Here is a 17,257-nt window from a genome sequence, read left to right as displayed (position 1 = left end):
GGCCTTCCTCAGCCGCCGCCGGAGCCCGAGCAGCCGAAGCCGCCGGTGTCGACGGCCGCCTTGCTGAAACTGCCGCCGTCCACCTTGCCGCTCCGGACGGAGCCGCCGTAGTAGTACGAGCCCCGGGTCGTGCTGCCGCCGTCGTCGTCATCGCCGCCGCCGCTCTCGCACCGGTAACTGGGCAGCTCCTCCCGGGTCAGCGGGTCCACACACCGCCGGTCCGGCTCGGAGCCGCACGCGGTGATCGTCGCCGCGAGTACACCCATCCCGCCGAGCACCACCGTGCTCGACCTCAGCCTCCGCATGTCGGTCGCCTCCCCTTCGCGGTCGCGTCCGTCGTGGCCACGACAGTCGCGACCGCACAGTGTAGGCCGGTGATTTTCGGCCTCGCGTCCAGGACGGGACCTAGAGTCGTTTCGTGCTGCTAGGGATGATTTGCGCGCTTGCTTCGGCCTTCTGCTTCGGCGCGGCCTCTGTCCTTCAGGCGATGGCGGCCCGGGCCGCGGAGCCGGGAACGGGCGGGGGCGTCGACGTCGCCCTGATGTGGAGGGCGCTGCGGCAGTGGCGCTACCTCGCCGGCCTGGGGATGGACGCCCTGGGCTTCGCCCTGCAGATCGTGGCGCTGCGGACGCTGCCCATCTACGCGGTGGGCGCGGCGCTCGCCGCGAGTCTGGCCGTCACGGCGGTCATCGCCTCGCGGCTGCTGCGGGTGCGGCTGAGCCGGGTGGAGTGGGCGGCCGTGGCCGTGGTGTGCGCGGGGCTCGCGATGCTGGCGCTCGCCTCGGGGAAGGAGGGGCACCGCGAGACCTCGGAGGCGCTGCGGTGGGCGCTGCTCGGCGTCTCCTTCGGGGTGCTGCTGCTCGGCGTGGTCGCGGGACGGCTGCCGGCGAGATCGCGGGCCCTCGTCCTGGGCCTCGGGGCCGGCTTCGGCTTCGGCGTGGTGGAGGTGGCCGTCCGGCTGATCGAGGGCGTCGACTTCGCCGATCCGGTCTTGTACGCGCTGCTCGTGGGCGGCGGGGCGGCGTTCCTGCTGCTGACGTCGGCGCTCCAGCGGGGCTCGGTGACCACGGCGACGGCTGGCGCGGTGCTCGGCGAGACGATCGGGCCCGCGATCGTCGGGGTGGTGTGGCTCGGGGACCGTACGCGGGAGGGCCTGGGGTGGCTGGCGGTCCTCGGCTTCGCCGTGGCGGTGGCGGGCTCCCTGACCCTGGCCCGCTTCGGCGAGCCGCCGGTCGTGGACAGGATCGGAGAGGCCGTCGGGACGGAGGCCCTGGACGTGGGGCCGACTGCCGAGCGGGGGCCTCGCACGCCCTGACGGGGCGTCGGTCGCGGGGCAGGGACCGCCGCAGGCCTGCGGCGCAGCCTGCACTGACTGTCCATCAGGCGAGGGACTGGCTTGTTATTTCTGGCAGTTGTTGACCGATTCAAGTAGTCTTCGATCGCGTCGGGGGGCGCATGAGGATCACCCGGGATCGAAGCCTGGGGGGCAAGTGTTCAACACAGCATTGCTCGATCTGCCGTTTCCACCGCGCAGCAATCCGAGCCGGGGACGTGCCGCGCACCGCCACCAGGAGTGGCTGCTCCAGCACGAAGGGCTCGCCCGGACCATCGACCCGACGGCGTACGCCAAGTGGGACGTGCCCCGGCTCGCCGCGTTCACCAGTCCTGACTGCGCCACCGACGACCTGGCCCTCGCCGTCGATCTGCTCGCCTTCTACTTCCTCTTCGACGACCAGTTCGACTCGGATCTCGGCCGGTCACCGGCGCAGGTGGCGGAGATCTGCACCCGTCTGACGGGGCTCCTGCACGGAAACGGTCCCGAGCCCGGCGCCCGCACCCCCGTCGAGCTGGCCTTCGCCGACCTCTGGGAGCGCAGCCTGCGCGGCATGTCCGGCCGGTGGAAGGCCCGTTCGGCCTACAACTGGGAGTGGTACTTCGCCTGCCACCCGGCCGAGGCCGCCGGCCGGCTCTCCAGCCGGATACCGGACCGGGAGAGCTATCTGGCGCTCCGCCGGGGCACGGCCGCGATGGAGACCCTCTTCGACATGGTCGAGCGGCTCAACCGGTTCGAGCTGCCGCAGGAGGTGCTGCACCATCCGACCTTCCGCCGGATGCGCCAACTGGCCGCCGACATACCGTCGTTCACGAACGACGTGCACTCCTACGCCCAGGAGCTCGCCCGGGGCGACGTCGCCAACATGGTGATGATCGTCCGCGAAGAGCGCGGCGGCACCCCCGAGGAGGCGGCGGTCGAGGTGATGCGCGAGGCCCAGACGATGGTCGACCGCTTCGTGGAGCTGTCCGCCCAGGTCCCCGAGATCGGTGATCTCCTCGGTCTCCCCCCGGCCGGACGTGAGGCCGCCCGCCGGTACGTCGACGGCCTCGCCGCCTGGATCGCCGGCTACCACCGCTGGGAAGTCGACACCGGCCGCTACGGCCACTGAGCCGACACCCCGAACCCCTGGAGCCCCGTTCGGTCACTCGCCGAGCGGGCTCATTCCTGCCCCGGCCCTTCCGGAAGCGCACGCAGGAGAGCGGCGAGGGCACCCGGCCACGCACTGTCCGACGGTGTGGCGTAGCCGACGACCAGGCCGTCCAGGGCCGGCTCCACGGCCGGGCGGCGGAACTGGTTCACGCCCTGCACGGCGAGACCGTGCCAGGCGGCGGCCCGCAGGACGTCCTGCTCGGTGCCGGGCGGCAGCGCGAGGACCGCGTGCAGGCCGGCCGCGATCCCGCTGACCCGGGTCAGCGGCGCGTGCGCGGCCACCGCCTCCACCAGCTGGTCCCGGCGCCGCCGGTAGCGCAGCCGCACGGCCCGTACGTGCCGGTCGTACGCCCCCGAACCCAGGAACTCGGCGAAGGCCAGCTGGTCAGGCGCGCTCGACGCCCAGTCGACGGCCCCCTTCGCGGCGACCACCTCGTCCAGCAGCCCCTCCGGCACCACCATCCACGCCAGCCGCAGCCCGGGCGCCAGGGACTTGCTCGCGGTCCCCAGGTAGACGACCCGCTCGGGATCCAGGCCCTGGAGCGCGCCCACCGGCTGCCGGTCGAAACGGAACTCGCCGTCGTAGTCGTCCTCCAGGACGAAGCCCCCCGAGGCGCGCGCCCAGTCGACGACGGCCGCCCGCCGGTCCGGCGGCAGGGCACCGCCCAGCGGGAACTGATGCGCCGCGGTCAGGAGGACGGCGCCGACGCCTCCGTACTCCCGTGACTGGCCCGCCTTCCCCGGCTCGCCGGGCCCCGCCAGTTCCTCGACCCGGGTGCCGCGGTCGTCGAAGGGCAGGGGCGGGGTGCCGAGGCCGGCCCGGACGAGGAGGTCGGCGTGGACGCCGAGCCCGTACGACTCGACCGCCACGTCCCGCACCCCCCGGCCGCGCAGCACCTCGCCGATGAGCATCAGGCCGTGCACGAACCCCGCGCAGATCACGATCCGTTCGGGCCTGGCGTACACGCCCCGGGCCCGCGCGAGGTACTCGGCCAGGGCGGTGCGCAGTTCGATCCGGCCGCGCGGATCGCCATAGCCGAAGGCCTCGTTCGGGGCGGCCGTGAGCGCCCGCCGGTACGCCTTGAGCCAGTCGGCGCGCGGGAAGGAGGCGAGGTCGGGGGTGCCGGCCTTGAGATTGTGCGTCGCGGCGGCGGTCGGCCGGGGGCGGGCCGTCGTGGCGGGCCGGACCGTGGGCGCAGCCCTGCGCGGCGCCGCTCTCCGGGCGACGCGCGTGCCCGAGCCCTGCCGTGCCGTCAGCCACCCCTCGGCGACCAGCTCGGCGTAGGCGTCGGCGACGGTGTTGCGGGCCATGCCCAGGTCGACGGCGAGCGAACGGGAGGACGGCAGCCGTGTGCCCGCCTCCAGGCGCCCGCTGCGCACCGCCTCCCGGAGCGCGTCCATGAGCCCGGCGCGCAGTCGCGAGCCACGCAGTTCCAGATGGAGATCGGCACCCAAAGTGGCCCAGTCGTTCACCATGGGAGTGGACCATACTCCTGTGCCATCCCGCTCGTACGGTGAGAGCATGACGACCACCGCGACAGACAAGAACGCGCACGAGCACGCGCACGAGCACCCGCCCCGCCTCGCCATGGCCGAGCGGGTCCCCGAGTTCTACCGGGCGATGATGCGGCTGGAGGCGGCGGCCGCGAAGGACGTCGACCCGACCCTCTACCACCTGATCAAGATCCGCGCCTCGCAGGTCAACCGCTGCGCGTTCTGCATCGACATGCACGCCAAGGACGCGCTGGCGGAGGGCGAGACCGTCGAGCGGATCGTGCAGCTCGCCGCCTGGGAGGAGTCCCGGCACTTCTACACGGAGCGGGAGCTCGCGGCCCTCGCCCTGACCGAGTCCGTCACGGTCCTCACGGACGGCTTCGTCCCCGACGAGGTGTACGCGCGGGCCGCCGCGCACTTCGACGAGACCGAGCTCGCCCGGGTCATCGCCGCGATCGTCACGATCAACGCCTGGAACCGGATCGGCGTGACGACCCGGATGACGCCCGGCCACTACACCCCGCGCCCCTCGTGAGCCGGGACGAGAACGGCGTGAACGCCGGGATCCTGCGCGCCCTGCACCTCGGCCGGGCCGCCGGCGATCCGCTGGTGCTGCCAGGACCGTGGGACGCGGTGAGCGCCCGCACCTTCGAGGAGGCCGGTTTCCCGGCGCTCGCGACGCCGAGCGCCGGGATCGCCGCCGCCCTCGGGTACGCGGACGGGGAGACGCCGGCGGCGGAGATGTTCGCCGCGGTGGCGCGGATCGTCCGCTCGGTCTCCGTACCCGTCACGGCCGACCTGGAGGGCGGTTACGGGCTGCCGGCCGCCGAACTGGTGGAGCGCGTACGGGAGTCCGGCGCGGTCGGGGTGAATCTGGAGGACAGCGATCCCGCCGGGCTCAAGGACCCGGAGGCCCATGCCGAGTGGCTCGCGGAGGTGCGGGCGGCCGCGGGTCCCGGGCTCTTCGTCAACGCGCGCGTGGACGTGTACATCCGGCGGTCGCCCGACGGAACCGTCGTGAGGGACGCCGCGGTGGCCCGCGCCCGGCTCTACGCCGAGGCGGGCGCGGACTGCGTCTACCCGATCGCGGCCCCGCCCGCCGACCTCCCGGCCCTGCGTGCCGCGCTCGGCGACCTCCCCGTCAACGCCCTGTCCGTCCCCGGCGGCCCGTCCTTCGCCGAGCTCGGCCGTCTCGGTGCGACCCGCGTCACCTTCGGCGACGGCCTGCTCCTGCGCGCCACGGCCGACCTCACGGCCCTGGCGGCGAGGGTCAGGGGTGGTGCCGCGCCCACGGGCTGAGCACGGCACCGCCGTCGCCGTCAGTACGCGCCCGGGCGGAAGAACTCCAGCGCCACGCGCAGGACTTCGCGCTGCTTCGGCCAGTCGGCCTCCGGGCCGGCGGAGAGGATCGCGTAGTGGTTGCCGTCGGCCGCCGTGAAGGCACGGTCGACGACCTTGCGGCGGCCGCCCTCACGGTCGTACGCGTACACCAGCTCGACGGCGTCGGCCGGGGCGTCCGGTTCGCCGGTGACCCGGTCGAGGCTGACCTCCTCGTAGCCCGGCTTGTTGGCCCTGCCGTCGTCGGACGCGCCGCGCAGGGCCTCGTAGGGCGTCATGCCGGGCTCGGTGACGACGTAGACCTGGAGGAGGCTCTTGCCGTCGGGCGCGTTGTAGAAGACGCCCTGGTCGGACTCGGTGCGGTGCCAGCCGTCCGGAACGGCGACCGTGAAGCCCTTGAGGTCCTTCTGTACGCCGTAGCCGGGCGGGGGGACGCCGTCGGTGGGCTGGGTGGACGCGGAGCCGGAGGGCGAGGACGCGTCCGACGAGGACGCGGAGCCGGACGGCGAGTCCGTCCCGTACGGGGGCTCCGTGTCCGCCGGCCCGTCCGACGGCGTCGTTTCCAGCGGGGCCGAGACCGAGGCCGCAGGACCGCCGGCCGCCGGATCCCGCCCGTCGTCGCTCCGGCCCCAGAGCAGCCACGTGCCCACCGATCCCGCCGCCAGGACGGCGACGGCGACTCCCGCCACGACCGCACCGCGCGCACGCGGCCCACCGACCCGGGCCCCGGCGGGAGCCAGGCCGGTGGGGTACTGCCACTCCCCCGTCTCCGGTACGTATTCGGGGGCGTACGAGGGCGGGGGAGGCGGCAGAGGCGCGACGGGACCGGGAACTGGGCCGGTACTGGTACCGGGGCCGGAAGTCGATACCGGCGCAGGGCCGGGACCGGAAGCCGGTGCGGGACCGACGACCGGCGCGGGGCCGGCCGTCGGCAGCGGCGCCGGGGGCGGAGCCCGGAAGCTGTCGGACGTCTCCCAGCTCTGCGTCTCGTCGTTCCAGCGGGCGCTCATCTCACCCTCCGAGCAGGGCGCCGACGGCCTGCCCGACGGCCACGCCCGAGGCGAGGATGCCGGTCACCGTGCCCGCGTCCAGGAGCGCCTGGCGCAGCCGGGTCAGGCGGCCCGTGCCGGCTCGGCCGGTTCCCTCGATCTCGTCCTGGGCGTCGGCGAGTTCCTCGTCCAGGGTGGTCGTCTGCTCGGAGGCGACGACGCCTCCGAGGTCGGCCCTGAGCTTGCGGATCGCCTGGAGCAGTTCCTCCTGCTGCGGGTCACGGGCCGGCTGGGCGCCGCTCACCGTGCTGGTGACGGTGTTGTTGTCGCCGATGGTGACGTTGCCGCCGGTGTTGGTGACGTGAATGCCGCCGTTGCCGGTACCGGTGTTCTCAGCCACGGTCGCCTCCGCTGGTCGAGGTGGTGAAGGTCTTGTGGGTGACGGTGTTGTGGTTGCCGAGGGTGACGTTGCCCTTGGTGTTCTCGATGAACGTGCCGCCCTCGGCGACGTGCACGATCTTCTGCTCGAACTCGGCGGTCTCGTAACCGGCTTCGCGGAGCGCGACGGTCACACCGTTCGCGACCCGGTCCTGGATGCTCTTCAGGTAGCGGCTGACGTCCATCTCCTGGAAGAGGGAGGCCTCGTCGTCGGAGCCGAGCTCGCGGACCGAGGCCGCCGGTCCCTCGGGCAGCGCGTTCGCGTGGCCCGCAGTGAGCAGGCGCCAGCCCTGGCCGAGCGCCCGCCAGAGCGTGGCGACGGCCTGCCCGGCGGAGCGCGGGGTCTGGCCGAGCGCCCAGACGGCCTTGCCGAAGTGGTGGTTGTGCCGGTAGCGGTGGGCGATCCGGTCGGCGTACCGGTAGAGCGGCTTCACCGGCCGCAGGACGTGCGGGGCGACCTCCAGCATGAGCATGCCGCCCTGCGTGTGGACGCGGACGAAGACCGTGGCGACGATCTCCTCACCCCAGCCGCCGACCCGGATGCGGAGGAAGTGGCGGCGGGTCTCGCCGCCCTCCTCGATGGCGCCCGAGCGGTGCAGCTCGAAGCCCTCCGGGCTGTACGGGGCGGCGGTGCGGGCCGGCAGTCCGTCGACGGGCAGGAAGACGACCTCGTCGATCTCCAGTTCGCGCAGCCGGTCCCGTACGGCGGCCTGGATCTGCGGTGAACCGTGCGGGGAGGGCAGGCGCAGCGCCTCCACGAGCGGGACGACGTGCCGCATGATCGCGCTGTTGTCGAGCGGCTCGGGCGCCCCGCCGTCGAGGTTCTTGCGGGGGCGCAACTCGATGGAGAGCGACCAGGGTTCGTACGGGGCTCCCGCGCCGCAGAACGGGTCGTCGGAGCCGTACATGACGAGGCGCGCGTGCTGCTCGACGCGGATCCGCTCGCGCAGACGGCGGTTGCGGACGCCCTCGGCCTGCTCGGCAGGGTCGGAACGGACGTCGGGGAAGCGCTCCTTGGAGAGCTCCTGGGTGAGCGCGCGGGCGAACTGGCCGCGCTGGGTCGCCACCGCCCAGGCCACGAGCAGCGGCACGGCGACGGTGATCCACACCTCCAGCGGGCCGATGCCGAACATCCCCTCGGCGGCGAGGCCGAGGGCGAAGCCGAGGAACTCGCCGGTCTCGGAGACGTCGCCGAGGAACTCCCAGCCGGTCTCGTCGTCGCCGAAGGCGAGGAAGAGGAGGAGCAGCGCCGACTGGACGAACGTGATCCGCCCGTACCAGCGCAGGACGAAGGCGGGGACGGTGCGGTAGAAGGGCGCGGTGGCGGACCGGCCGCGGACCCAGCGGGCGAGGCCGAGCACGAGGAACGGCACGATCAGGAGGGTGATCAGGCCCTTGGTGAGCGGGATCGCGATGATCCAGAGGGCGAGGATGCCGGCGGCCCAGGCGAGTTCGACGCGGCGGGCGCGGAGCGCGTGCGCGAGGACGCGGCCGGCGTCGAAGCCGAGGGAGGGTGCGGCGAAGCGCTCCTCGTGGACGTACAGCTGGTCGATGACGGCGTCACGGAAGCCGTCGTCGAGGTAGGTGCCGGCGCAGAGCAGGCGGGTCGACTCGCTCGCGGAAGGCGAGCGGCGCGGGTCGACAGTGGGCGGCGCACCGGGTGGCTGTCCTGGCTGCTGAGGCACGAACGACTGCGTCAAAACTCCCCCGATGCATGGAACTGTCCCTGATTTTGGCCCACTTGGCCGGGAACCGGTGGAACAGCATAGGGGAGGCGACGGCTCGCCGTCGGACGTGAAACGGCGCCCCCGGGCCGTACGGTCGGTCGTACGGTCCGGGGGCGCCGGGAATGTGGGGCCGGGTCAGGCCCTCGGGCCGCGGCTCAGATGAGGCCGAGCTCGCGGACCGCGTCGCGCTCCTCCGACAGCTCCTGGACGGAGGCGTCGATGCGGGTGCGGGAGAACTCGTTGATCTCCAGGCCCTGGACGATCTCGTACTTCCCGTCGGTGCAGGTGACGGGGAAGGAGGAGATGAGGCCCTCGGGAACGCCGTAGGAGCCGTCCGACGGGATGCCCATGGAGGTCCAGTCGCCCGCGGCGGTGCCGTTGACCCAGGTGTGGACGTGGTCGATGGCGGCGTTCGCGGCGGAGGCGGCGGAGGACGCGCCACGGGCCTCGATGATCGCGGCGCCGCGCTTGGCGACGGTCGGGATGAAGGTGTCGGCCAGCCACGCCTCGTCGGCGACGGCCTCGGCGGCGTTCTTGCCGGCGATCTCCGCGTGGAAGATGTCCGGGTACTGGGTCGCCGAGTGGTTGCCCCAGATGGTGAGGCGCTTGATGTCCTCGACGGAGGCGCCGGTCTTCGCCGCGAGCTGCGAGAGCGCGCGGTTGTGGTCCAGGCGGGTCATCGCGGTGAAGCGCTCGGCCGGTACGTCCGGGGCGGCGGCCTGGGCGATCAGGGCGTTGGTGTTGGCCGGGTTGCCGACGACGAGGACCTTGATGTCGTCCGCGGCGTGGTCGTTGATGGCCTTGCCCTGCGGCTTGAAGATGCCACCGTTGGCGGCGAGCAGGTCACCGCGCTCCATGCCCTTGGTACGGGGGCGGGCGCCGACGAGCAGCGCGACGTTGGCGCCCGCGAAGCCCTGGCTCGGGTCGTCGAAGATGTCGATGCCCTTGAGCAGCGGGAACGCGCAGTCGTCGAGCTCCATGGCGGTGCCCTCGGCGGCCTTCACGCCCTGCGGGATCTCGAGGAGGCGCAGCTTGACCGGCACGTCCGCGCCGAGCAGGTGGCCGGAGGCGATGCGGAAGAGCAGCGCGTAGCCGATCTGGCCGGCCGCGCCGGTGACGGTGACATTCACGGGAGTGCGGGTCATGGCGATCTCCGTAAGACAGCTGGCGGTGGGGGTCCCTGCCCCGGGTTCCGGACGTCCCTTCGTGATCGACGATCGACGATCGATCAGGGTGTGATCGATCGGTGTCTCGACGTGAAGAGATTTCCAGCGGTCAGGCTATCGGACCCGGGGGGCCCCGCACCCCCACCCCCTTGTGGTCCGGCTCACTGCCACCCGTCCGAGACCGCGGAGGTCCGTCAGTTCGTGGTGCAGGCCTCGCTGCCGTCGGTGAGCGTGGCGCAGGCGGTCGCGTCCGCGGCGGCGGTGACCGCGAGCATCGGGGTGTACGCGTCGGTGTCGGCGCCGCCCCCCTGAGCCAGCACCGCGGCGCGCCGGGTGGCCCCAGCGACCTCCACCGTGACGGTGTCCCCCGCTACGGCTCCGGTGATCCGGGCCCAGGCCGCCGCGCAGGTCGCGCTGTGCCGGACCTCGACCAGGGCGGTGCCGACGCGGGTGCGGGCGACGGTGGTGGCGCGGGGCCCGCCGCAGCCCATGGCCTCGGGGTCGCGGCCGGTGCAGCCGGGGCCCGTGCACCGCACGCCGGCGGGGAGGTCGGTGCTCGGCGTGGCGGTCGGGGCGGTGGGGGCGGTCGGGGAGGGCGGGGTGGTGGCCCGGCCATCGGTGCGGTCCGTACCGCCCAGGTCGACGAGGAGGACGGCGGCGGCGACGACGAGCAGGGCGCCGAGGGTCCCGGCGACGTACAGGAGGAGGGTCCGGCGGGGCGTGGGTGGCGGGGAAGCGGGTGCCGGCTGTTCCCGGGAGGCCGGGGCGGGGACCCGGTCGAGGCGCCGGATCTGCAGGGTCAGGTCGTCGGGGGGACCGTCGGAACGGGGGCCGGCGTCATGAGAGCCCTCACCGAGATGGCCATCGGGGTGACCGCCGCCCCTCACCCACCCCTGCTCGGCGCGCTCCCACTCCGCCGCGAGGTCCCCCGGGTCCGTCCCCGTCACTTCGGCGAGCGCCGCGACGGCGTTCCTGGGGACGGGCCGGCGCGCGCTCAGATAGGCGTCCCACGCGCTCCGTTCGTGCCCGGTGCGCTCGGCCACGGCGGTGACGCCGAGGCCGCTGCGGTCGACCAGCCGACGGAGCCGCTCCGTGAACGTGCGGACGTCCGGGTCGAGTTCGTCCGGCAACGCCTTCCAGCCAGGCATGTACGCCCCCCTAGGGCCTGTCTGACAATTCCCGCCGGACAGGCCCTGTTCCACGACCTCCCCATGCGTTCTCGAAGGATGGCAGCTCCGAGGGCGATCCGCGCCCCGGATGCGGAGGCGAGGTGGCGGAATGGTCACTTCCGTGCCACAGCGGACGGCCGGAACTTGAACCACGTTGGCGCGTACATGACCCTTGATCACAGCGGTGCCCGCCCTCCCACGGGGGAGAGGGCGGGCACCGTGCCGATCACCGTCGCTAGGTCACGGTGAGATGGAGGACGTCCTCCAGGAACGGGATGCGCAGCCAGGGCTCCGGCTGCACCATGAGCGCGAGCAGCACGATCAGGCCGCCCATGACCCCGTACGTGATCATGTCCGTGAAGCGGGACCGCACGGCCAGCATGCCCACGGACGGCACCACCCTGCGCATCGCGGCCCCGACGAGCAGAGCCGCGCCGACCAGCATCGCGCCCACCCGGAAGGCCTGCGGGAACGCGTCCGTGCCCACCACGACGAGGCCGCTGCCGGCGAGGACGAGAACGGTCAGCAGGGGCCATTGACGCGCTGGCGCGGAGGCATCACCGGGCGCCGCCCGGCCGCCGCCCTCGGGCCGCGCGGTGTCGGTGGTGAGACCGAACCGGCGCCCCCGGGACTCCCTGGCGACTGCGCCGGTCAGGGCCGCCTCACCCGTCCCCGCCTCGCCGGTCATGGCCTCACCTGCCACGGCCTCACCCGTCACGACCTCGCCGGTCAGGGCCTCACGTGTCACGGCCTCGCCCGTCACCGCCTCGCCGCCGGCCGCGGGGTCCTCCGCCGCCGCCCCGTCCTTCGAGCCCACGTCAGCGGGCCGCGGCCGCGCGCTCGGCGGCCTCGACGACGTTCACGAGGAGCTGGGCGCGGGTCATCGGGCCGACGCCTCCCGGGTTCGGGGAGATCCAGCCGGCGACCTCGGCGACGGCGGGGTCGACGTCGCCGAGGATCTTGCCCTCGCCGTTGCGCGAGACGCCGACGTCCAGGACGGCGGCGCCCGGCTTCACGTCCTCCGGCTTGATCAGGTGCGGCACGCCGGCCGCCGCGACGATGATGTCGGCGTTGCGGAGGTGCGCCGAGAGGTCCCTGGTGCCGGTGTGGCACTGGGTCACGGTCGCGTTCTCGGAGCGGCGGGTGAGGATGAGCGGCATCGGGCGGCCGATGGTGACGCCGCGGCCGACGACCACGACCTCGGCGCCGTTGATCTCCACGCCGTGCGCGCGGAGCAGGGTGATGACGCCGTTCGGCGTGCAGGGCAGCGGGGCGGGCTCGTTGAGCACGAGACGCCCGAGGTTGGTCGGGTGGAGACCGTCCGCGTCCTTGGCCGGGTCCATCAGCTCCAGGATGCGGTTCTCGTCGATGCCCTTCGGCAGCGGCAGCTGGACGATGTAGCCGGTGCAGGTCGGGTCCTCGTTGAGCTCGCGGACGACCGCCTCGATCTCCTCCTGCGTGGCGGTGGCCGGAAGCTGACGCTGGATGGAGGCGATGCCGACCTGCGCGCAGTCGCGGTGCTTGCCCGCGACGTACTTCTGGCTGGCGGGGTCGTCGCCGACGAGGACGGTTCCCAGACCGGGCGTGACGCCCTGGTCCTTGAGGGCCGCCACGCGGACGGTCAGTTCGGACTTGATCGCGGCTGCGGTGGCCTTGCCATCGAGAATCTGGGCGCTCATGCGGACATCCTCCCGGATGACCCCCGCCTTGTTCCAATTCGCTCCCGCCGGACGGCTCGTCCTACCGGACGCAGATTGCACTTGCACAACTCCACCGCGTATCGACTGGACAAAAAGTCGACCGTACGACGACGATGACCCGCGAAGTACCGCGGAAAGTGCCGGGGGGAATCCGCTCAAATGCCGTGAAAGTCCTCCGCGCGGGCCGCGTCGTCCCCGCACAGAAAACTTCACGGAGGAATCCCGCGATGAGCTTCGGCGACTCGAACAACCCCTACGGCCAGCCCCAGGGCCAGCCCCAGCAGCCCGGCTACGGCTACCCGCAGCAGGCCCCGCAGGGCGTGCCGCCGCAGCAGGGTTACGGCTACCCGGCCGCCCCGGCCGCGCCGTACGGCGGCGGCTACCCGGCCGCGGTCACCGAGATGCCGGGCAGCGTCAAGGCCGCCCGCGTGATGCTGTTCGTCATCGGCGGTCTGCAGATGGTCGGCGTGGTCCTCTTCGCGCTGACCGCCATGACCATCTCCGCCGCGCAGAACGACCCGACGCTCAAGGGCGACGTCCAGTTCCAGCAGCTCGCCGACCTGTCGACCGGAGCCATCTGGGGCTTCACCGCGGTCGTCCTGGCCTGGGGCGTCCTCTCGATCGTCCTCGGTGCCAAGTTCGGCAGCGGCGGCAACGGCATCCGCGTCACGGCGCTCGTCTTCGGCATCATCACCGCCATCCTCGGCCTCTACCCGTTCGTGATCGTCGGTCTCGCGCACACCGTGATGGCCATCCTGATCGCGGTCTTCGTGGGCAAGTCGGACGGCGCTGCCTGGTTCAACCGCAACAAGCAGGCGCAGTACTGATCCGCCTGGCAGCGCGAGGGGCCGGGTTCCGTACGGAAGTACGGAGCCCGGCCCCTCGGCCGTTCCCTGCGGTCACACGCGCTTGAGCACCGCGAACCCGTCCGAGCGGTACGTGATCTCGTAACGCGCCTCCGGGTGCAGTTGCGAAGCCAGCTGCGCCGGGTCCGAGATCTGCTGCGACCAGCCGCGCAGGTCGAAGGCGAGATAGTCCGGGGTCGCGCCCTTCGAGGTGCCCACCCAGTAGACCCGGTGGTCCGCCGTGAGGTGGGCGAGGAGCGAGACGTCCGCCTCGACGCTCACGCCCTCCGGCACCGCGTCCACCGCCGCCCGCGCCTGCTCGGCCCGGGTGTCCGTGCGGTACGTCTCCGACTTCAGCAGCTCCCGCAGCGGCAGGTTCATGGCGAGCACGAGCGCGACCGCCGTCGCGACGGGGACGACGACCTTCCCGTACGCGGCGAGCCAGGCGCGCGGCGAGGTGCGCACGGACCGGACGCCGTCCACGAGGGCCAGGAAGAGCACCGGCATGAGGATGGCGCTGTAGTGCCAGTGCAGGCCCCAGTGGTTGGGGTCCTGGGAGAGGAAACGCCAGCCCAGGGTCGGCAGGACGAGCAGGACGAGCGGCGAGCGCAGGGCGAGGAAGCCCGTGACGGCGAGCAGGAAGAAGACCATCTCCCAGCGCTCGCCGGAGACGAGGGCGTCGCCGATGACCTGCCCGACGGAGGTCTCGGCCCCCTGTCCCGTCTTCTCGATCTTCGACCAGTAGTCGTACTCGCCGACCCGGCTCGCCGCCGGGATCAGGACGAGGACCGTGAGGGCGAAGGCCGCCACGCCGAAGCCGGCCAGGGCGGCGCCCAGCCGCTTCTGACCCTTCAGGAAGAGGACCGCGCCGACCATGGCGACGGTGAGCCCCATGTCCTCCTTGACGAGGACGAGCGGGGCGGACCAGGCGACGGCCGCGGTCCAGCGCCCGAGGAGCAGCGCCCGGCAGGTCAGGGCGAGCATCGGGACGGCGAAGGCGATCTCGTGGAAGTCGGACTTGACGGCTTCCTGGAGCCCCCAGGACAGCCCGTACGCGACGGTGAGTCCGATGCCGGCGGCCCGGCTGCCGAGGATCTGCTGGGTGGTGCGGCCGACGACGACCGCGGAGGCGGCGAAGAGCGCGGCCTGCCCGAAGAGCAGGGAGACGGGCGAGGGCCAGATCCAGTACAGGGGCGCGAGGAGCGCGGTGATCGGGCTGAAGTGGTCGCCGAGTATGTGGAAACCGGGGCCCTTGATGTCGACGATCGGGGCGCGGAACTCGGCGTACGCCCTGACCGACTCCCCGAAGATGCCGAGGTCCCAGGAGGGGGTGCGGAAATGCGTGTACTGCACCCAGGAGTAGAGGAAGTACAGGCCGCAGAGGACGACCGCGAGAATCACATAGGGCCTCAGCGGTGCCGGGGAAAGGCCGCCGTCGGTCGCGTCCGGGTCGTGGGTGTCCGCCGTATCCGCAGCGGCCCTGTTCAGTACGTCCAACACCACGTCCCCCACAACCGGCGGCCGACAAAAGAGCAACCCATTAGACCAGAGTCCACCCGTTCGGCGGATCTGTCGCCGCCGGGCGGGTGCACCGAGTGGTTCCGGTAGAACCGGGGGCGGCCCGCCGGTACCTGTCGGACAGGTACCGGCGGGCCGCCCGCCCGTCGTCGATCAGTGGAAGAAGTGGCGCGTGCCGGTGAAGTACATCGTCACGCCCGCCTTCTTCGCCGCCTCGACGACCTGCTCGTCGCGGACCGAGCCGCCCGGCTGCACGACCGCCTTCACGCCCGCGGCCGTGAGGATCTCCAGGCCGTCGGGGAAGGGGAAGAACGCGTCCGAGGCGGCGTACGCGCCGGCCGCCCGCTCCTCGCCCGCCCGCTCGACGGCCAGCTTCGCCGAGTCGACGCGGTTGACCTGGCCCATGCCGACGCCGACCGAGGCGCCGCCCTTGGAGAGCAGGATGGCGTTGGACTTGACCGCGCGGCAGGCCTTCCAGGCGAAGGCGAGCTCGGCGAGCTCCTCGGCGGACAGGGCGTCGCCGGTCGCCAGGGTCCAGTTCGCCGGGTCGTCGCCCTCGGCCTGGAGGCGGTCGGTGACCTGGAGCAGCGCGCCGCCGTCGATCGGCTTGACCTCGACCGGGTTGGCCGGGGCGCCGTCGGCGCGGAGCACGCGGATGTTCTTCCTCTTGGCCAGGACCTCGACGGCGCCGTCCTCGTAGCCGGGGGCCACGATGACCTCGGTGAAGATCTCGGCGACCTGCTCGGCCATCGCGACCGACACCGGGCGGTTGACGGCGATGACGCCGCCGAACGCGGACAGCGGGTCACAGGCGTGCGCCTTGCGGTGCGCCTCGGCGACGTCGGCGCCGATCGCGATGCCGCACGGGTTGGCGTGCTTGATGATCGCGACGCAGGGCTCGGAGTGGTCGTACGCGGCCCGGCGCGCGGCGTCGGTGTCCGTGAAGTTGTTGTACGACATCTCCTTGCCGTGCAGCTGCTCGGCCTCGGCGAGGCCGCCCGTGCCGTCGACGTAGAGCGCGGCGCCCTGGTGCGGGTTCTCGCCGTAGCGCAGCACGTTGGAGCGCTCGTACGTGTGGCCGAGGAAGTCGGAGAAGCCCGACTCGTCGGCGGCGGTGTAGTCCGCGGCGAACCAGGAGGCGACGGCCACGTCGTACGCGGCGGTGTGCTGGAAGGCCTGGGCGGCGAACCGCTTGCGCAGGCCCAGCGTGGCGCCCCCGGTCTCCTTGACCGCGAGGAGGACCGCGTCGTACGCGCCCGGGTCGGTGACGACCAGCACCGACGGGTGGTTCTTGGCGGCGGCGCGGACCATCGACGGGCCGCCGATGTCGATCTGCTCGACGCACTCGTCGGGGGTGGCCCCGGAGGCGACGGTCTCCTTGAACGGGTACAGGTTCACGACGACGAGGTCGAAGGGCTCGACGCCCAGCTCGGCGAGCTGGTTGCGGTGGTCCTCCAGGCGCAGGTCGGCGAGGATGCCGGCGTGCACGCGCGGGTGCAGCGTCTTGACGCGGCCGTCCAGGCACTCGGGGAAGCCGGTGAGCTCCTCGACCTTGGTGACCGGGATGCCGGCGGCGGCGATCTTGGCGGCGGTGGAGCCGGTGGAGACGAGGGAGACACCCGCCTCGTGCAGGCCGCGGGCCAGCTTCTCCAGGCCGGTCTTGTCGTAGACGCTGACGAGTGCGCGGCGGATGGGGCGCGTCGTACCTTCGGCGGTCACGGGATTGTTACCTTTCGTCCCTCAATGCGGTAGCCGTGCCGGGCCAGACGCCCCACGACCTCGACGAGCAGCGAGCGCTCGACTTCCTTGATGCGCTCATGGAGCGCGGTTTCATCGTCCTCGTCCCGGACCTCGACGACGCCCTGGGCGATGATCGGGCCGGTGTCGACACCGTCGTCGACGAAGTGGACGGTGCACCCGGTGACCTTCGCGCCGTAGGCGAGGGCGTCACGCACCCCGTGGGCACCGGGAAAACTGGGGAGCAGCGCCGGGTGGGTGTTGACGACCCGGCCGCCGAAGCGGGCGAGGAACTCCTTGCCGACGATCTTCATGAACCCGGCCGAGACGACGAGGTCCGGCTCGTGGGCGGCGGTCGCCTCGGTGAGGGCGCGGTCCCACTCCTCGCGGGTCGCGTGGTCCTTGACGCGGCAGACGTAGGTCGGCAGCCCGGCGCGCTCGGCGCGCTCCAGACCCACGATGCCGTCGCGGTCCGCGCCGACGGCGACGATCTCGGCCCCGTACCCCTCGGGGTCGGCGGCGATGGCGTCGAGGAGGGCCTGCAGATTGGTACCGGAACCGGAGACCAGGACGACGAGGCGGGCGGCAGCCACTGGGTCACTCTTTCCGTGGTGTTTGTACGGTCGTACGAACGAATCGTGTCGCTCGATA

The 17,257-nt window shown here is 72.7% G+C and carries 17 protein-coding genes; 5 read left to right on the top strand and 12 right to left on the bottom strand.

What is annotated here, in order from left to right; all coding sequences use genetic code 11:
- Window positions 1-8: 8 nt before the first annotated feature.
- Window positions 9-305 carry a hypothetical protein gene (locus ACWFR1_RS29625; protein ID WP_453556552.1) on the bottom strand — a complete coding sequence of 99 codons (297 nt, stop codon included), beginning with the start codon at window positions 303-305 and terminating at the stop codon, window positions 9-11.
- A gap of 125 nt (window positions 306-430) precedes the next feature.
- Here ACWFR1_RS29625 and ACWFR1_RS29620 point away from each other — a divergent pair, with 125 nt between their 5' ends.
- Entirely contained in the window at window positions 431-1,315 is an 885-nt protein-coding gene (locus ACWFR1_RS29620; RefSeq protein ID WP_453556582.1) for a hypothetical protein, read from the top strand.
- A gap of 175 nt (window positions 1,316-1,490) precedes the next feature.
- A complete protein-coding gene (locus ACWFR1_RS29615) occupies window positions 1,491-2,444 on the top strand; it encodes a terpene synthase family protein (protein ID WP_453556549.1) in 954 nt (317 codons plus the stop codon).
- 50 nt (window positions 2,445-2,494) lie between these two features.
- Here the strand turns inward: ACWFR1_RS29615 and pdxR are convergent, their stop codons facing one another.
- Window positions 2,495-3,961 (bottom strand): MocR-like pyridoxine biosynthesis transcription factor PdxR, encoded by a 1,467-nt coding sequence (pdxR, locus tag ACWFR1_RS29610; protein ID WP_453556546.1) that lies wholly within the window; start codon window positions 3,959-3,961, stop codon window positions 2,495-2,497.
- A 46-nt stretch (window positions 3,962-4,007) separates the two neighbouring features.
- On the opposite strand from pdxR, the gene ACWFR1_RS29605 reads away from it, so the two are divergent.
- Together ACWFR1_RS29605 and ACWFR1_RS29600 are read left to right on the top strand one after the other, a co-directional pair.
- Complete coding sequence (locus tag ACWFR1_RS29605) at window positions 4,008-4,514, top strand: carboxymuconolactone decarboxylase family protein (RefSeq protein ID WP_453556543.1); 507 nt, start codon at window positions 4,008-4,010, stop codon at window positions 4,512-4,514.
- A gap of 17 nt (window positions 4,515-4,531) precedes the next feature.
- The gene (locus ACWFR1_RS29600) at window positions 4,532-5,278 is read left to right on the top strand and encodes an isocitrate lyase/PEP mutase family protein (RefSeq protein ID WP_453556540.1); all 747 of its coding nucleotides are present in this window, start codon (window positions 4,532-4,534) and stop codon (window positions 5,276-5,278) included.
- 20 nt (window positions 5,279-5,298) lie between these two features.
- Here the strand turns inward: ACWFR1_RS29600 and ACWFR1_RS29595 are convergent, their stop codons facing one another.
- From ACWFR1_RS29595 to ACWFR1_RS29565, 7 genes are all read right to left on the bottom strand, one after another.
- Complete coding sequence (locus ACWFR1_RS29595) at window positions 5,299-6,006, bottom strand: hypothetical protein (protein WP_453556537.1); 708 nt, start codon at window positions 6,004-6,006, stop codon at window positions 5,299-5,301.
- A 322-nt stretch (window positions 6,007-6,328) separates the two neighbouring features.
- Window positions 6,329-6,706: a hypothetical protein gene (locus ACWFR1_RS29590; RefSeq protein ID WP_453556534.1), complete on the bottom strand. Its 378-nt coding sequence runs from the start codon at window positions 6,704-6,706 to the stop codon at window positions 6,329-6,331.
- A complete protein-coding gene (locus tag ACWFR1_RS29585; RefSeq protein ID WP_453556531.1) occupies window positions 6,699-8,429 on the bottom strand; it encodes a hypothetical protein in 1,731 nt (576 codons plus the stop codon). The genes ACWFR1_RS29590 and ACWFR1_RS29585 overlap by 8 nt, the downstream gene beginning before the upstream one ends.
- A gap of 197 nt (window positions 8,430-8,626) precedes the next feature.
- Window positions 8,627-9,616, bottom strand: a complete 990-nt coding sequence (locus ACWFR1_RS29580; protein WP_453556528.1) for a malate dehydrogenase — start codon at window positions 9,614-9,616, stop codon at window positions 8,627-8,629.
- Between the two features lie 215 nt (window positions 9,617-9,831).
- Window positions 9,832-10,785 carry a DUF2690 domain-containing protein gene (locus ACWFR1_RS29575; RefSeq protein ID WP_453556526.1) on the bottom strand — a complete coding sequence of 318 codons (954 nt, stop codon included), beginning with the start codon at window positions 10,783-10,785 and terminating at the stop codon, window positions 9,832-9,834.
- Between the two features lie 256 nt (window positions 10,786-11,041).
- Window positions 11,042-11,623 (bottom strand): DUF3017 domain-containing protein, encoded by a 582-nt coding sequence (locus ACWFR1_RS29570; RefSeq protein WP_453556523.1) that lies wholly within the window; start codon window positions 11,621-11,623, stop codon window positions 11,042-11,044.
- Window position 11,624: 1 nt separating this feature from the next.
- Window positions 11,625-12,485 (bottom strand): bifunctional methylenetetrahydrofolate dehydrogenase/methenyltetrahydrofolate cyclohydrolase, encoded by an 861-nt coding sequence (locus ACWFR1_RS29565; protein WP_453556520.1) that lies wholly within the window; start codon window positions 12,483-12,485, stop codon window positions 11,625-11,627.
- A 248-nt stretch (window positions 12,486-12,733) separates the two neighbouring features.
- Between ACWFR1_RS29565 and ACWFR1_RS29560 the strand changes: the two genes are divergently transcribed.
- Entirely contained in the window at window positions 12,734-13,333 is a 600-nt protein-coding gene (locus ACWFR1_RS29560; protein WP_453556517.1) for a hypothetical protein, read from the top strand.
- A 72-nt stretch (window positions 13,334-13,405) separates the two neighbouring features.
- Here ACWFR1_RS29560 and ACWFR1_RS29555 read toward each other — a convergent pair whose 3' ends face one another.
- The 3 genes from ACWFR1_RS29555 to purN form a co-directional block, all read right to left on the bottom strand.
- Window positions 13,406-14,851, bottom strand: a complete 1,446-nt coding sequence (locus ACWFR1_RS29555) for a DUF2079 domain-containing protein (protein ID WP_453556514.1) — start codon at window positions 14,849-14,851, stop codon at window positions 13,406-13,408.
- A gap of 171 nt (window positions 14,852-15,022) precedes the next feature.
- On the bottom strand, window positions 15,023-16,588 hold the full coding sequence (gene purH / locus ACWFR1_RS29550) for a bifunctional phosphoribosylaminoimidazolecarboxamide formyltransferase/IMP cyclohydrolase (RefSeq protein ID WP_453556511.1): 1,566 nt from the start codon (window positions 16,586-16,588) through the stop codon (window positions 15,023-15,025).
- Window positions 16,585-17,199: a phosphoribosylglycinamide formyltransferase gene (gene purN / locus ACWFR1_RS29545; protein ID WP_453556508.1), complete on the bottom strand. Its 615-nt coding sequence runs from the start codon at window positions 17,197-17,199 to the stop codon at window positions 16,585-16,587. The genes purH and purN overlap by 4 nt, the downstream gene beginning before the upstream one ends.
- Window positions 17,200-17,257 lie beyond the last annotated feature (58 nt).

The sequence above is a fragment of the Streptomyces sp. NPDC055103 genome (assembly GCF_053607625.1).
Note: the sequence above shows the minus strand (reverse complement) of the source record. Positions and strands in the feature narration are given on the sequence as shown.

Bases quoted from the DNA above. Each gene is read 5' to 3' on its own strand.
- ACWFR1_RS29580 (WP_453556528.1), bottom strand. From the start codon at position 9,616: ATGACCCGCACTCCCGTGAATGTCACCGTCACCGGCGCGGCCGGCCAG.
- pdxR (WP_453556546.1), bottom strand. From the start codon at position 3,961: ATGGTGAACGACTGGGCCACTTTGGGTGCCGATCTCCATCTGGAACTG.
- ACWFR1_RS29565 (WP_453556520.1), bottom strand. From the start codon at position 12,485: ATGAGCGCCCAGATTCTCGATGGCAAGGCCACCGCAGCCGCGATCAAG.
- ACWFR1_RS29625 (WP_453556552.1), bottom strand. From the start codon at position 305: ATGCGGAGGCTGAGGTCGAGCACGGTGGTGCTCGGCGGGATGGGTGTA.
- ACWFR1_RS29620 (WP_453556582.1), top strand. From the start codon at position 431: ATGATTTGCGCGCTTGCTTCGGCCTTCTGCTTCGGCGCGGCCTCTGTC.
- ACWFR1_RS29575 (WP_453556526.1), bottom strand. From the start codon at position 10,785: ATGCCTGGCTGGAAGGCGTTGCCGGACGAACTCGACCCGGACGTCCGC.
- ACWFR1_RS29605 (WP_453556543.1), top strand. From the start codon at position 4,008: ATGACGACCACCGCGACAGACAAGAACGCGCACGAGCACGCGCACGAG.
- ACWFR1_RS29560 (WP_453556517.1), top strand. From the start codon at position 12,734: ATGAGCTTCGGCGACTCGAACAACCCCTACGGCCAGCCCCAGGGCCAG.